This window comes from Brevibacterium zhoupengii (genome assembly GCF_021117425.1).
GTDB classification, from domain to species: Bacteria; Actinomycetota; Actinomycetes; order Actinomycetales; family Brevibacteriaceae; genus Brevibacterium; species Brevibacterium zhoupengii.
Genome location: NZ_CP088298.1, coordinates 675,895 through 691,001, shown reverse-complemented (window position 1 = coordinate 691,001; position 15,107 = coordinate 675,895). Strand labels below are relative to the sequence as shown.

Annotated in this window: 13 protein-coding genes; 3 read left to right on the top strand and 10 right to left on the bottom strand. The window is 61.7% G+C overall.

The genetic code is table 11. The features are described 5' to 3' along the window. Positions 1-3 precede the first annotated feature (3 nt). The gene (gene wecB, locus LQ788_RS03075) at positions 4-1,167 is read right to left on the bottom strand and encodes a non-hydrolyzing UDP-N-acetylglucosamine 2-epimerase (RefSeq protein WP_231445170.1); all 1,164 of its coding nucleotides are present in this window, start codon (positions 1,165-1,167) and stop codon (positions 4-6) included. 238 nt (positions 1,168-1,405) lie between these two features. On the opposite strand from wecB, the gene wecC reads away from it, so the two are divergent. After that, positions 1,406-2,665: a UDP-N-acetyl-D-mannosamine dehydrogenase gene (wecC, locus tag LQ788_RS03070; RefSeq protein ID WP_231445168.1), complete on the top strand. Its 1,260-nt coding sequence runs from the start codon at positions 1,406-1,408 to the stop codon at positions 2,663-2,665. 76 nt (positions 2,666-2,741) lie between these two features. Here wecC and LQ788_RS03065 read toward each other — a convergent pair whose 3' ends face one another. The 4 genes from LQ788_RS03065 to LQ788_RS03050 all read right to left on the bottom strand — a co-directional run bounded on the left by LQ788_RS03065 (position 2,742) and on the right by LQ788_RS03050 (position 6,003). Continuing rightward, positions 2,742-3,545, bottom strand: coding sequence for an ABC transporter ATP-binding protein (locus LQ788_RS03065; RefSeq protein ID WP_231445167.1), 804 nt, complete (start codon positions 3,543-3,545; stop codon positions 2,742-2,744). Beyond that, positions 3,538-4,395 carry an ABC transporter permease gene (locus tag LQ788_RS03060; protein ID WP_231445165.1) on the bottom strand — a complete coding sequence of 286 codons (858 nt, stop codon included), beginning with the start codon at positions 4,393-4,395 and terminating at the stop codon, positions 3,538-3,540. The genes LQ788_RS03065 and LQ788_RS03060 overlap by 8 nt, the downstream gene beginning before the upstream one ends. Positions 4,396-4,465: 70 nt before the next feature. Next, on the bottom strand, positions 4,466-5,671 hold the full coding sequence (locus tag LQ788_RS03055) for an FAD-dependent oxidoreductase (RefSeq protein ID WP_231445164.1): 1,206 nt from the start codon (positions 5,669-5,671) through the stop codon (positions 4,466-4,468). A gap of 41 nt (positions 5,672-5,712) precedes the next feature. Next, the gene (locus LQ788_RS03050) at positions 5,713-6,003 is read right to left on the bottom strand and encodes a DUF4287 domain-containing protein (RefSeq protein WP_231445163.1); all 291 of its coding nucleotides are present in this window, start codon (positions 6,001-6,003) and stop codon (positions 5,713-5,715) included. Between the two features lie 154 nt (positions 6,004-6,157). Here LQ788_RS03050 and LQ788_RS03045 point away from each other — a divergent pair, with 154 nt between their 5' ends. After that, entirely contained in the window at positions 6,158-6,484 is a 327-nt protein-coding gene (locus LQ788_RS03045; RefSeq protein WP_231445160.1) for a rhodanese-like domain-containing protein, read from the top strand. 322 nt (positions 6,485-6,806) lie between these two features. Continuing rightward, a complete protein-coding gene (locus tag LQ788_RS03040) occupies positions 6,807-7,553 on the top strand; it encodes a GntR family transcriptional regulator (protein ID WP_231445159.1) in 747 nt (248 codons plus the stop codon). Between the two features lie 42 nt (positions 7,554-7,595). Here LQ788_RS03040 and LQ788_RS03035 read toward each other — a convergent pair whose 3' ends face one another. The 5 genes from LQ788_RS03035 to glsA form a co-directional block, all read right to left on the bottom strand. Then, the gene (locus LQ788_RS03035) at positions 7,596-7,829 is read right to left on the bottom strand and encodes a hypothetical protein (protein WP_231445157.1); all 234 of its coding nucleotides are present in this window, start codon (positions 7,827-7,829) and stop codon (positions 7,596-7,598) included. 30 nt (positions 7,830-7,859) lie between these two features. Continuing rightward, a complete protein-coding gene (locus tag LQ788_RS03030) occupies positions 7,860-9,206 on the bottom strand; it encodes a TRAP transporter large permease subunit (RefSeq protein WP_231445155.1) in 1,347 nt (448 codons plus the stop codon). A gap of 39 nt (positions 9,207-9,245) precedes the next feature. After that, positions 9,246-12,173, bottom strand: a complete 2,928-nt coding sequence (locus tag LQ788_RS03025) for an FAD-binding and (Fe-S)-binding domain-containing protein (RefSeq protein ID WP_231445153.1) — start codon at positions 12,171-12,173, stop codon at positions 9,246-9,248. A 161-nt stretch (positions 12,174-12,334) separates the two neighbouring features. Further along, positions 12,335-13,957 (bottom strand): MFS transporter, encoded by a 1,623-nt coding sequence (locus tag LQ788_RS03020; protein WP_231445151.1) that lies wholly within the window; start codon positions 13,955-13,957, stop codon positions 12,335-12,337. A gap of 72 nt (positions 13,958-14,029) precedes the next feature. Next, complete coding sequence (glsA, locus tag LQ788_RS03015; protein ID WP_394801325.1) at positions 14,030-15,034, bottom strand: glutaminase A; 1,005 nt, start codon at positions 15,032-15,034, stop codon at positions 14,030-14,032. Between the last annotated feature and the right edge of the window lie 73 nt (positions 15,035-15,107).

Genomic DNA, 15,107 nt, shown 5'->3' with positions numbered 1-15,107 from the left:
CCGTCAGCCGGCGAAGACGGCTGCTGGGGAGAACTCGTCGGTGCGGTCCCCGACTCCCAACAGTGCCTCGATCGCGGCCACGGAGCGTGCTGCCCCACGACCGTCACCGTAGGGGTTGACTGCTTTGGCCATGGAATCGTAGGCCAGCGAATCATCGAAGAGTCGGGCCACCTCGGCGATGATGAGGTCCTTGTCGGTTCCGACGAGCTTGACGGAACCTGCGTCGACGGCTTCGGGTCGTTCGGTGTTCTCGCGCATGACGAGGACGGGCTTGCCGAGGCTCGGTGCCTCTTCCTGAATGCCGCCGGAGTCCGTGAGGACCACGTCGGAAGAGGCCATGACCGTGGTGAACTCGCCATAAGACAGCGGCTCCGTGATGAGGACGTTGTCGAACTTCTCAACCCGCGGAAGCACAGCTTCGCGCACAAGCGGGTTGCGGTGGGCGGGCAGGAGGATGAGGAGGTCGGGCCGCGCCTCTGCAAGCTCTGCCAGGGCATCGCCGATGTTCTCCATCGCCGAACCCAGATTCTCCCGACGGTGCGTGGTGACCAGCAGCTTCGGCCGGTCGGCGGCCACAAAGTCCGCGACGATCGGGTCTGTCGGGGCCACGTTCATGTCCACGGCGAGGTGGAGTGCATCGATGACGGTGTTGCCGGTGACGACGACGTCGGCGGGGCTGATGCCCTCGGCAAGAAGGTTATCGCGCGAACGAGGGGTCGGGGCGAGGTGGAGTGCTGAGAGCTGGCTTGTCAGCTTGCGATTCGCCTCCTCGGGGAAGGGGCTGTGGAGATTGCCCGAGCGCAGACCTGCCTCGAGATGGATGACGGGGATGCCGCGGTTGAACGCCGCGATCGAGGCTCCCATCACGGTCGTCGTGTCACCCTGGACGAGGACGGCATCTGGCGCGTTCTCTGCCAGGACGGAGTCGAGTTCAGCGATGACTCGGGAGGCGATGCCGTTGAGCGTCTGGCCCTTGGCCATGATGTTGAGGTCCGTGTCGGGCACGATGCCGAAGAGGTCGTTGACCTGGTCAAGCATCTCCCTGTGCTGGGCGGTGACTAGAGTGCGAGAGCGCAAGGAGCTGCTGGCCTCGATGGTCCGAATGAGAGGGGCCACCTTGATGGCTTCCGGCCTGGTGCCGAAGACAGTGAGGACTGTGGGGGTCAAAAGCACTCCTGGTCAAGAGAACTGGGGCACCGCATAGAACGCGGACGAATCATCCCCATTATCCCATCACGTTTGCGGCACAATCGTGCACCGATTATCGACCCTTCGCCGCTCGTTCACTCACTATTGTCCGGATCGCCACACTAAGTGCCTTTCCGTCGACCATTCTGATGTAGTTGCCCATTCTGCGATTCGGGTAGCATCAGAATCTGTTCAGCAACAGTTTGGAGCACCATCCATGAACGCCATCGCTCTCAATAACCGCCCCTCGGTCGCAGTGATCGGGCTCGGCTACATCGGTCTGCCGACTGCCGCGGTCCTCGCCAGCTCCGGTGCGGATGTTGTGGGGGTGGATATCAACCAGAATGCCGTCGACGTCATCAACGCCGGCCAGGTGCCATTCGTCGAGCCCGATATGGCGACAACTGTTGCCGGCGTCGTCTCCCAGGGATACCTCCAGGCGACCACCGAGACTCCGCACGCGGACAACTACATCGTCGCCGTCCCGACGCCGTTCACCGATGGTAAGAAGCCGGATCTGTCCTACATCGAGACAGCGGGCAAGCAGATCGCACCGCTGCTCGAAGGCAATGAGCTCATCATCCTCGAATCGACCTCGCCTCCCGGTGCAACCGAGTTCCTCGCCGAGACGGTCCTCGCCGCTCGTCCGGACCTCACGCTCAAGCCCGGCAGCGCGCATTCGATCTACTTCGCCCACTGCCCTGAACGCGTCCTCCCAGGCCGCATCATGATCGAGCTGCGCACCAATGACCGCATCGTCGGCACCCTCAACGGTGAAGCTGGCGAGCGAGCGCGTGAACTCTACGAGCTTTTCTGTGAGGGCGAGTTCCTCATGACCGATGCTCGCACGGCCGAGATGGCGAAGCTGACAGAGAACGCCTACCGCGACGTCAACATCGCCTTTGCGAATGAGCTGTCGATGATTTCCGATGGCCTCGACATCAACGTCTGGGAACTCATTCGTCTCGCCAACCACCACCCGCGCGTGAACATCCTGCAGCCGGGGCCCGGAGTCGGTGGTCACTGCATCGCCGTCGACCCGTGGTTCATCGTGGCAACCGATCCGGAGCGTTCTTCATTGACTAGGACCGCTCGCGAAGTCAATGATGCGAAGCCGGGGTTCGTCCTCGACAAGCTCCTCCCCCAGGCCAAGCGCATCAACGATGTACAGATCGCAGCGCTCGGGCTGGCCTTCAAGCCCAACATCGACGACCTACGTGAGAGTCCTGCCCGGCAGATCGTGGGACGGCTGGCAGACGAACTTCCGCAGGCGAACATCATGGCAGTTGAACCCAATATCGAGGAACTGCCGTCCGAGCTGGACGCGAGAGAAAACGTCACGTTGACGGAGATGAACGAGGCCGTCCGCGCCGCCGACATCGTGCTGCTGCTCGTCGATCACAACGAGTTCGTCCGCCTGGACCGGACGTTGTTGGCACAGATGATCGTGCATGACACTCGGGGTGTGTGGAGCTGAGGGGTGCAACTGCGCAATAGATACAGGTGGGCGCCCGGTTCAAGGAACCGGGCGCCCACCTGCATTCACACTAAAGTCAGTCCTTCTGCGCCTTTGTGAACGCCTGGTATTCCCTGATGACCTCGAGAGCCGGTCCGTCTGCGCGCAGGACACCCTGCTCGATCCACAGCGCACGGTTGCAGGTGTCTCTGATCGTGCGCATCGAGTGCGAGACGAGGAAGACCGTACCGGCGTTCTCTCGGATCGCACGGATTCGGCCCTCGGACCGGTCACGGAACTTCTTGTCACCGACGTTGAGCGCCTCATCGACGATGAGGATCTCGTGCTGGACAGAGGTCGCGATGGCGAACTTCAGCCTCTGGGACATGCCCGAGGAATACGTTCGCATCGGCAGATCGATGAAATCGCTCAGTCCGGTGAACTCGACGATATCGTCGAACCTCTCCTCCACCTCGGCGCGGGTGAGCCCGAGAGCCAGGGAGCCGAGAACGATGTTGCGCGCACCGGAGAGGTCGGGAATCAACGCTGCGCCGACGCCGAGGAGGTTCGGCCTCGAGGTCGCGTAGATCGCACCCTCCGAGGTGGGTGTCAGGCCCGTGATCGACCGCATGAGGGTGGATTTTCCGGAGCCGTTGCTGCCGATGATTCCGATGGATTCGTTTTTGTGGGCGACGAAGCTGACGCCTTTGAGGGCATGAACCTCTCGGAGACCGCGCCGCTTCGTCATCACGTCTTTGCTGCCGAGCTTGAGCTTCTTGCCCGTAGCCAAGGTCTTGTAACGGACGTGGACGTTGTCGCAGACCACGACGGGCGGGTTGTTCCTCGTCACGTCGGGCATACTGCCTGTGTCGAAAGTTTCCGGTTCTTCCGTCTCACTCATCGCGACCGAACCTTTCCTCGGCCTGCCAGAAGAAGACGAAGCCGATGATGAAAATACCGAAAGCCCAGATGGCAAGGTGCCAGAAGTAGTCGTAGGGAATGACTCCGTCCTTCATGAGGATGCCGCGAGCGATTGACAGCACATTGTTCAGTGGCTGCCAATCGGCGAAGGGCTGCAGGTCTGGATTGATCTTGTCGACCATGACCTTCAGGTCGAAGAAGACGCCCGATGTGTAGAAGATCATCCGCGAAATGAACGGGGTGACCTGGGAGAGGTCACGGAAGTGGACCGTGGCGCGCGCGAAGATGAATGCCACACCCTGGTTGAAGATCCAGAACAAGATCACCAATGGAATGAAGAGGAACCAGTCCCAGTCAGGCCGAGCACCAAAGAGGATGACCAGAATGGCCATGAATATGAAGGTGGGGATGAAGTTGAGCAGATTCTGGAACACAGTTGCAATAGGCAGAACGATGCGCGGGAACGGCAAGGACTGCACAAGGGATGCGTTCGTGATGATCGACTTCGCACCGCCGTTCATCGAGGTGTTGAAGAATTCGAGGACGAAGACGCCGATGACGACGAAGGGGGCGAAATCGGCCGGGCGCGCGGTGGCGCCTTGCATGATGAGGCCGAATACCGTGCCGTAGATGAGTGCTGAGAACGCTGGACGCAACAGCACCCAGAGCATGCCGAGGCGGTTGCGTTCGTTCTCACTCTGCATCTTGTACTTGGCCAGAGTGAAGGTGAAGTCGCTGCGAGTGATCAGCTGCTTGATGTACTCGGGCAGTGATGGCCGCCCGCCGACTCTTTCGAGCCCATGCTCCTCAGCTAGCTTAGCCATATCCATGTACAGAAGTTTCTCTCGTCGGCGACTGGGGCGAACATCAGGAAGTCTACGTGATGAGGGTAGCCGATTCTCACAGTCGGCTATGAGCCTTGAAGTCGAAGTCAGGGTCCTCGATCTGAGCCCTCGTCGGAATGTTATTACCCGCTAGTACGCGACGAGCCGCGGCTTGCAGAGGAGGCCAGTTGAGCGTCTCGACTCCGATGAGCTGTGCGTCTGGGGCTGATTCATCAAAGTGGAAGACCTGGAATTTCTTCCCGCTGGGGTCGTGCCTGATGATCGTATCTGTCGCATCGGGGCTGGTCAGGCCTGCAGTGAAGACTTTTTCCGGTCCCTGGAAGCTCCAGTGCCACGGGATATCTGACCAGGGTTCGTCGGTGTCCCCGTCGTCGGCACTGAGCAGTTCGGCAAGGTACTTGCCGTGGCTCTCAGCCACGGGCTCACATGCCCACGGGTGGTCGAGGGCGAAGGCTCCGTCGGTGATGAGTGCGCAATCACCCGCAGCCCAGACTCCGGCGTGAGATGTTGCCAATTTCTCATTCACCTCCCACGCCTCGGCGGGTCGAACGCCATCGATGGGAATCAGAGCCGGGCGAGCTCCGACGCTGGTGACGAACAGGTTGTGAGTATCTGCCGGGATGTCGTCCGGGCTGCTGGTGTGGGCCACGAACTTCACACCGGCGTCTTTGTGCTTTTCAAACAGTGCCGTGCGCACGTGTGCTGAGAGCTGTTTCCGCAGTGGTTCGTCACCGCGCAGATAGACGGTGGCCTCATGTCCGGCAGCGACCGCCGAAGTCGCGACCTCCATGCCGAGGTAACCGGAGCCGAGTACTCCGACGTTCAATGGTCCATCGGATTCGGCGACGAACTTTCGGATCCATTCAGCTTCGGTCAGGTTGTACACGGGCAGGGCATCGGGATATCCGGGGATCTCCGGTCGGTTCGCCTCCATGCCTGTGGCGAGAATGCAGTGGGTGAAGTCCAGGGTCTCCCCCGACGCCAGGTGAACGGTGCCGGCCTGCTGGGACTGGTCGGCCACCTCGGCGAGGGTGATCTCTGTGGCCTTGTCACGGACGAAGGTGATGAGGTCACTTGCCTCGAGATGGAAGGGCAGGTGGTACCTGGAGTCGTCGAAGAGGTGCTTCGACAGTGGGGGCCGTTCGCTGGTCTCCCCCGCGGCCGGATCGACGAGTGTGACCGCCTGACCGCGTTCGCTGAGCTCCCGGGCGGCGGTGGTTCCGGCCAGCCCTGCACCGATGATGACGATCGTCTTTGCCATGCCTTCATGCTATGCCCCGGTGGTTGCGTTGGACGGAAGTGCTAGGCAGGTTTGGTCGCTTTGCCGTCGAGCCAGAGGAGATCGGACTCGTCGCTGTGGCTGCCTGTGGTGCCGACGTGCTTACCGTCGATCTGCGGACCCTTCTTGATGACATGGACGAGGGCCATGCCGTGGCCGCGGCCAAGCTCGTAGTCGGTCTTGAGCCAGTCGAGGATGACTCCTGCCTTCACCGACGGGTCGTCATAGCCGCGGGACTTAGCTTTGTCGATGAACTCGCGCGGAGTGAGTCCGGTCTTTTCTTCGATGGTGTCGAGGTAGGCCTGGAATGACATGCGAGTGTCCTTCAGTTGTGGGCACTGCGATGTGCCGCTCTGTGTTGAACCTATAGCGCGGAGTGGGACATCACAAGAGGGCAACGGCGAGGAGACATTGGGCGGTGACTTACGGGTGGATGCAGGCCGCGGGGTCCGTGTTTAGACTGTGGGCATGGATGAAGAATCAGTCTCCGTGACAGAGATCCCCGAAGGTGCCGCCATCATCGACGTCCGCGAGGACGACGAGTGGGAGGCCGGCCACATCGACGGCGCACTGCACGTGCCGCTGGGCGAACTGCCCACCAGACTCGACGATCTCCCCCTCGATGACGACATGTACATCATCTGCCGCACCGGCGGCCGCTCCCACCGCGCCGTGGCCTGGCTGAGCAACAACGGCTTCGACGCCATCAACGTCGAAGGCGGCATGGGGTCCTGGAACCTCGACCACGGGAAGCCGATCGTGTCAGAGAACGGCCAGGAGCCGTGGGTGAAGTAAGGACTGCTTCCCTATCCGCGAAGTATCACCTGAAGCTCTTCCGTCTCATGCGCTTCATCGCTACACTTGAGGCATGGAGGTGCGAACATGTCGACCCCGATTCCAGAAGACTACGAAGTCCGAGATGTTGCCGATCATTTAGAGGTGACCGGCCTCAGCTTGAAGGTTGGCAGTACGTCGCGCCGCCTCCGGTTCCCTGTTGGAAGGATCCGGTCCACTGATTGTGGAAGAACTGGCAGAGGAACTCGCCATCACCATCTCAGCCGTTAGTCGGCTTGACGAGGGAAGCAGATTGCGAAGCTCTCTCCGATAAGGTGGTGACATGCTACCGACTCCCGACAATCGTCCCAACGCCCGGGGGTCGATGACCGACTCAGTCATGGAACACGTCCGTACCTCGATCGTCGAGGGAAGCATGGCTCCCGGCGAGTGGTACAGCGTCTACCGCCTCGCCGATGAATTGGAGATATCTCGCTCCCCTGTGCGCGACGCACTGCTGCGCCTCGAAGAGATCGGAGTGATCCGCTTCGCCAAGAACCGTGGCTTCCAGCTGGTGCCGACCACGCCGGAGGATGTCGCTCAGATCTTCTCGATCCGTGCAGCCCTAGAGATCCCAGCCGCGGGAAGGGCCGCCCAGTCAAAAACGGATGATCAGGCTGATCGCATCACCGAGCTGCGCCAGGCGATGGACACTGCCGCCGCGGACTCCAATGAGAAGGATTTCTTCGATCGCGACCAGGATCTGCACGCAGTGATCCTGGACGCAGCGGGCATGGACCGGGCCCGCGAAATGGTCAACAAACTCCGCGTCTCCACCCGCATGCTCGGGGCCTCGACGTCCCAGGGCCTTCGCACACTTGAAGACATCTCCAAGGAACACGAACCCATCATCGTTGCCGTCCTCGGCGGAGATACGAAAGCGGCGCGAGATGCCATGGATCGGCACCTCGCGGCCACCGGAAGACTGCTGGTTCAACAGGCCCTCAGCCGATCAGGTGATGAACGTGACGCAACGACACTGTGGGACCAATTGACCGCAGGGTATTTCGGCGAGACGAGCAGCGGCTAGCCGGGAGCGGGCACCCGTCAGGTGCCGTGCACCATCGGCCGGTCATTCCCCATGTGCAGGCTGCTTCTCCGAGGGGAAATAGCCCAGCGCGAATGCAGCCAGCGAACAGACTGTGGCCAGCGAGAACGCAGGCCAGTTGAGCAGGGACGCAGCACCGGCGACGATTGCTCCTTGGCCGGTTAGCACTCCGATGAGCTGACCACCCACAATTCCCACTCCGAGTAGCAGGAATGCGGCCAGCGAGAACCAGAACAGTCCGAGAACAGCCTTCTTCATGATGTCTCCTTCAAATCTGAAAGTGGTGGGTCAACTTGGAATTGGGAGGAAGCCCATGGCGATAGCCCAGGCGATGGCGATGACCGGTGCCACGAACCAGACGATGAGCGGAACGAACATTTTGCGCGGTTCCACCTTCGCCATGCTCGAAGCCAGATAGATGGGAGCACCCACCGGCGGGGAGGCGCCTTCGGTGGACGTGCACACCAGCATCGCGCACACTGCCACAACGGGAGGAATGCCCATCGCATCCATGGCGATGACCGCCGGAGCACCAATCGCAGCCGCAGTAGCCGTTGAGGACAGCGGGGTGGCAACGATGACTGCGACGATGCAGATGATGAGCACCAGCAGCGGCACAGGCAGGTCGACGGCACCCAGCGCCGAGGTCAGCTGCTCACCCACGCCGAGCTCGGACATGATGGTCGAGGCCGCCAGCGCTGCGAACAAAGAAATGCCGACCGTGGCGAACTGTGGTGCTTCCTTGCGAAGTGCATCACCGACCTGCGACCACCGGCCGGCCAGACGGTGGCGTCCTTCAACGAGCGCGATGATCGAGATCAGGATCGGCACCCACACGATGATGGAGACCTCTCCCATGGGCCCTTCGCCGATTCGTGCCTCGGCGGAGAGCCAATCGAAGAGCGGCCCGAAGGTCAGGACCACGGGGATAAGGATCCCGAGGAAGATCAGTGTGGAGGACCAACCATCTTTCAGAGCATTACCGAAGGAGAGGATGTGCGATGCCTTCGCTGGCTTCAGCCCGTCCTTGCGAGCCCAGTACCAGACGACGATCATCCGGTACAGCACGCAGTAAGCACCGGCGACCATGAGCGAGACGTAGACGTCGGCACCGGTGACGCCGAGCGTGGCCGGGATAGCAGCAAGGACGATGAACATGGTGGAGTTCGGCGGCAAAGATACACCGAGACCCGAGTTGCCCGCGACAAGAGTGGCAGCCCGAGTGGAGGTCCAGCCGTTTTCCTTCATCCACGGAATCGTCACCGCACCAACAGTCGCAGCGTTGCCTGCCGTTGACCCCGCGACCAGGCCGATTGCCGCTGAGCCTGCTGTGGATACATAGGCTGCACCGCCGCGCAGCCTGCCGAAGATCGAGTTGAAGATGGTGATCAGCCGCTCGATCAGGCCCGTCTGACTGACGATGACGCCCATGAAGACAAAGGCCATTCCAGCGAATGTGACGTCATTGTCCAACGCGCTGACGACGCCAGCGCTCAGTAGCTCGAAGAATCGTGAACCACCGACCGCAGCGGTGCCGACCAGCGCGACGAGCAGCGCCTCGGCAATGGGCCGTTTGAACGGGACGTTGAGGACCACTGTGATCGCAATGAACACAGCGAGAGCGAGAATGCCCATAGGTGTACTCCTGGTGATGGATAAGTTTGATGAATCAGATCAGATGTGTGGGCGCAGTGCCGACCGGAGCAGCTGCGCAGTGTGCACTCCGCGTTTCGTTTCGTGCTGACTTCCAGCCAGGCCCTCGCGGATCTGCGTGCGGCAGGAGAAGCCGTCGGCAATCACCGCGTCAGAATCGGGAAGTTCGCGAACACGTGGTAGCAACTCCCTTTCGCCAAGTTCACGCGACATCTCACCGTGGCCCGGTTCGAAGCCCCAGTTGCCTGCCAGACCACAACAACCGGTTTCGATGGCGGATTCGTCTACGCCGATCCTCTCCAACGCCGAGGTGGTCGTTCCGTGGGCACGACGTGAACGTTCGTGGCAGTGCACCTGGGACAGACCGTGCACGTCGAGAGATGCGAAGGGCCACGCCGCCTCGTTTGCATCGGCCTTCTCGCCACGGCGCTCGACGAGGTCTCCCAGCGTTAGAATCTGAGGGCTCAGAGTTGCCGCTCGGGGATCATCGGTCATCAAGAGTGGAGCTTCGTCTGCCAGCATTGCCGCACACGAAGGTTCGAGCACAACGACGGGAGTCGACCCGTCGATCCACTCTTCCAGACGATCGAAGGTGCCTCTGAGGATGCGCTGCGTTTCGGTGAGCTGACCGGTGGAGTGCCAGGTGAGTCCGCAGCAAACGAAGCCGCTGGGCACCACAACCTCGTAGCCCATGGCGGTGAGCACCTCGTAGGCGTCCTCGGCTACATGTGTGTCCATGTGGTTGGTGAAGGAGTCCGGCCACAGGACCACCCTTTCACGGGCAGCCGTCTGTCTCTGTCGCCGCTTCTTCGCAATCGACTGGAAGCTGCGCGAGGCGAAGGTGATCATTGAGCGGCTGGTGTCGACACCGCCTAGGCGCATGACGATCTTCTCCACCGGCTTGATCGACAGGACAGCGTTGGCCAAGGTAGCCAGTCCCGGCACGAGGTGCAGGAAATGGCTGGTCAGCGGCAGCCAGCCCATCGAATAGTGCGCCATAGGTCGGCGTTTCTTCTTGTAGTGCTGGTGGAGGAACTCTGTCTTGTACTTGGACATGTCCACATTGACCGGGCACTCATCGGCGCAGGCATGACAAGACAGGCAAAGGTCCAGGGCATCCTTAACCTCTTCGGAGTCGGTGCCATCGGGATAGAGCTCGCCGCGGAACATTTCGGACAGCACTCGGGCTCGACCTCGAGTGGAGTGCACCTCGTCTTTGGTGATCTGGAAGGACGGGCACATGGCGTGTTCCTCCGACCGGCACAGCCCCACACCCACACAGCGGTTGACGGCATTGACCAGGGACCCGCCATCGCGGTTGAGGTCATGGACCGGCAGGAACTCAAAAGTGCGCTGTCCTGGTGCCGGCCGGATGCCCGAATCGATCTGATCGGCGTCGATGAGCACACCGGGGTTGAGCAGGCGTTGGGGATCGAAGATCGACTTGACCTCGACGAAGGAGCGCATGATCTCTGGTGTGTACATGACCGGTAGCAGTTCGGACCGGGCGCGACCGTCGCCGTGCTCACCGGAGAGTGAACCTCCGTGTCGGGCAACGAGTTTCGCGGCGTCCTGCATGAACGCACGGAAGACGGCCTTGCCCTCATCGGTTCCCAGGGTGAAGGAGATTCGCAGGTGCACACAGCCTTCGCCGAAGTGCCCGAAGGGAATGCCGCGGAGCCCGTGCTGGTCCAAGAGTGCGTAGAGAGCACGCAGGTAGTCGGCCAGGCGTTCTGGTGGCACGGCGGAGTCTTCCCAGTTCGGCCAGGCCTCTCCCCCGTCGGGCAGCCTCGTAACCAGGCCGGCGGCGGATTCGCGAATGCGCCACAGTCCTCGCATCTCTCCCGGGTCGGAGACGAGTACGGATGCAATGGTCGGGTGATCCGGGTGTGCGGCGAATCGATCGAGCAGATCCTGTGCACGACCAGTCGCCTCGGCGTGGGTCTCACCCGTGGTCTCACAGAACAGCCACCCTCCGGCCGGGCGGGAGCCGTTCTCGTCGGTCACAGCACCGGGGAGGTTGGACCCGGCTTCGGAGCCTTGGGAAATGCGTAGTGTGTCCAGCAGGTCACCACCCATGCCTTCGGAGGTCGCAACGCCAGGCAACCGCGTCAGAGGGGCGGCAGCTGCTGCGTCGAAGACTGTGGGAAAGGCCAGTACGGCCAGTGCCTTCTGCTTGGGAATTGGGACGAGGCGGACGACTGCTTCAAGGATGATGCCCAGGGTGCCTTCGGATCCGGCGAAGGCCTTAGCCGTGTCGAAGCCGTTCTCCTGCAGAAGGTAGTGCAGTCCGTATCCGGAGACCTGTCGGGGGAACTGTGACAGTTTCGTCCGGAACTCACCGAGGTGGTTGTCACGAAGGGTACGCAGCTGCTCATCCAGCGCTGGGTCGGAGGTGCCGCCTCGGCGGAGGATGACGGTGGATCCATCGGCGCGCAAGATAGTCAGTTCTTCGACGTTGTCGGCGGCTGTTCCCCACGCTAGCGAATGGGAGCCGCAGGCGTTGTTGGCGATCATTCCGCCGATGCTGCAGCGCGAGTGAGTCGACGGGTCGGGGCCGTAGGTAAGGCCGTAGGGTGCTGTCGCTGCGCGAAGGTCATCGCAGATCGCGCCGGGTTCGATGCGAGCCGTCAGCGTCTGCGGGTCGATGTCGATGACGCGGTTGAAGTGACGCGAGACATCGATGATCAGCCCCTCGCCGATTGCGTTGCCGGCCACCGATGTGCCGCCGCCGCGCATTGTCACTGACCACTGGCGTTCCCTGGCAAGAGCGAGCCCCGCCTTGATTTGGTCGACAGAGTCGGGTTCGAGCACAGCCTGCGGGATACGTCGGAAGATGCTTGCATCGGAGGTATAGGCGCCGCGAGTCGCGGTATCGGTCCGCAGCAGTGGTTCGACATCGGGCAGCTCGACATCAGCGGTGGCGCCTACGCCAACAGGGACGGTCACAGAATTCTCCTGAAAGATCCTTGTGGCGGAAATCACCACGAGAGAAGACGGTAGCATGTTACTCGTGGTAGTCCACAAATCGGGCCGTGAAATCTCATAGAACGGCCCTGTGTCCCTGCAGGACTCACTGCCTTGTATAAGAGAAGCTGTGCTGGTGAGCGTTACCCCGCTGGGTCCGGGATCTCGTCGGGACGGTATTTGGGTAGGCGTGAGGCCGGAAGTGCCGCGACCAGACTGATGCCGGCAAGGATGAGGAAGCCGATCTTCAGTGTGCGCAAGCGCTGTTCGGCATTGAGTTCGACTGCCTGTTCGATCTGATCCGGCGTTGCCGTCGTCTCTGCGAGGACCTCTTCGAGTTCGTCGTTGCTGATGAAGTTGACGTTGTCGAGGTCGACTTGGGCGACGATGCCTTCGGGCAGGCCTGCGTGGTCATCGACGGCGTTCATGATCCCCGCGCTCAGCACGGTCACGAGCACGCCTCCCATCACCGCGGTGCCCACCGCCGAGGCAAGGTTCTGTGCGGTGCCGCGGATTGAGCCGACGTCTCCTGCCAGGCGCTTGGGTGCGGCAGTGACGAGGACGTTGAAGACGAGGGTGACGAGAGCACCTTGGCCGATGCCGAAGACTATGAGGCCGAGGATCGTCGGCAGAGTCTCCCAGTTGTTCGTGACCACGAAGGCCAGCCACACCAGGGCCAGAGTCGTCAGGCCGAATGAGAACAGGGCGATCGTTCGTGGTGCGTAGCGTTTGTAGAAGCGGACGATGAGTGTGGCGGTGACGAACACAGTGAGGTTGAACGGCAGCATCGCCAAAGATGTATCGAACGGGGTCCGGCCCTGCACCACTTGAATATAGGTGGGGACGGTGAAGTTCACCGCGGCCTCCATCGCCACGACGACGAACATCGCGTACACCGCGGCGCGCTCTGTGGGTCTGGCGAGCACACTGATGTCGACCAGTGGCACCTTCCCGCCGGCGATGCGCCTGCGCGTCCACATGAAGAACGCCTGGCCGAGGACGATTCCGATGATGACGAAGACCGGTGCCGGGGAGAGGCCTGCGATGGAGAACGGGGCTCCGTCCTCGGCGCGGATGATGCCCCAGGCGTTGAGATTGTTGAAGCCCATTGTCAGCAGCACGATCGCAGCGCCGATGAGCGCCGAGGCGACCAGGTCGATGCGAATCGTCGGGTCACCCTTGTCCGAGCGCAGTTTGAAACTCAAGGCGAAGACGATGACAGCTAGACCCAGGGTGATGAAGAAGATCGGTCGCCACCCGACCAGTGTGCCCAGCGTGCCACCGATGAGGAAGGCGCTCATTCCCGAAAACGCACGTGCTGAACCCAGTGAGCCGACAGCGGCTGCCTGCTGCGCTCCTCGGTAGTTCTCCGCGATGAGAGCCACGAGCGCCGGCACGATGATAGCGGCGGCAGCACCGGCCAGTATCTGCCCGCCGATAGCCCAGGCAACGGTGCGGGAGAAGATCATCAGCAGCGACGACCCGGCGAAGACAATGAGCACAACCCGGAAGATGATCACCCAGCCGATGCGCTGGCCCATCTTCGCGCCCGTCATGACCAGGGCTGCGACCGCGAGACCGTAGACGACGATCGTCGATGAGGCGACGGTGGGAGCCACACCGAAGTCCTCGACCATTCCGCCCAGCGAAATGGGAAGCGCCGCAACGTTGAAGGACATGAGCACCTGGGCGAGGAAGAGCCCGATCATGGGAGTCCACGAGGTGCGCTCCTCAACTGCTTCGGGCGACGACTTGGCGGCAGACACGGCATTTCCTTTCAGCGGGTACGACTAGCAACGAGTGCGACTATCGGCGGAGTGCGACTATCGGCGCTGCGGCTAACGATGCGGCGGTTCTGGAGACGAAGCGAAGAGGTTGAGGCCAAGAGCCCGAGAGAGATCGAAACAGGCCCGTTGTCCGCGGACACTGTTTCCGGCGGAGTCGAGTCGAGGTGAGAAAGTGCCGAGCGCGCCCTTGCCCGGAGCGATCGCCACGATCCCGCCAGCGACCCCGGACTTCGCCGGCAGACCGATCTCGAAGAGCCATTCTCCGCTGTTCTCATACATTCCGCACGATGCCAGCAGAGCCAGCGTGTCCCGGGCGACCTCAGCCGAGACGACGCGTTCACGGGTCACCGGGTTCACTCCCCCATCGGCCAGTGTCGCGCCCATGACCGCGAGATCATGGGCGCTCACCAACAGCGAACACTGGCGGGTGTAGATGTCGACGCTGTCCAAGGGGTCCGTGATGATTCGTCCGTAGCTCTCCAGCAATCGGGCGAGCGCCTTGTTGCGTTGATTGGTCTCGATCTCGGAGCGATACACGCGCCCGTCGAGTTCAAGGCTCCGACCGGCAAACCGGGAGAGTCCGGTGCGAATGGTCTCCCACTTCTCGGCCGGAGTCTCACCGGTCACCAGCGCCGAGGTGGCGATCGCTCCGGCATTGACCATCGCATTCATCGGGTGTCCGTCGTTGAGTTCGATGGCCATCACAGAGTTGAACGGCAGTCCAGTGTTGTTGACCCCGATACGCTCGTGGACGAACTCGTGGCTGCGAGCCTGACAGACCAGGGCGAAGACGAAGGCCTTCGAGATCGACTGGATCGAAAAGGCCACCTCCACATCACCGGCCTCATGGGCACGGCCCGTGGTGTCGGTGAAGCTAAGGCCGAACCAGCTCGGATCAGCCTCGGCGAGGATGGGGATGTAGTCGGCGATCTCGCCTTCGTCGAGGTCACGGTAACGATGATGAGCCTCGGCGAGGGTCCGGGACGTCGCAGAAGGAGCGGGCAACTGGCCGGTGAAGGCACGCTGCTCGGTCTGTGTCTGTTCGCCTTCGAACACGTGTGATCTCCTCGTCGAGAACAGGTTTTGTTGCCATATCTCGTTACTGTCAGCGTAGTCCCCTGAACGGTTC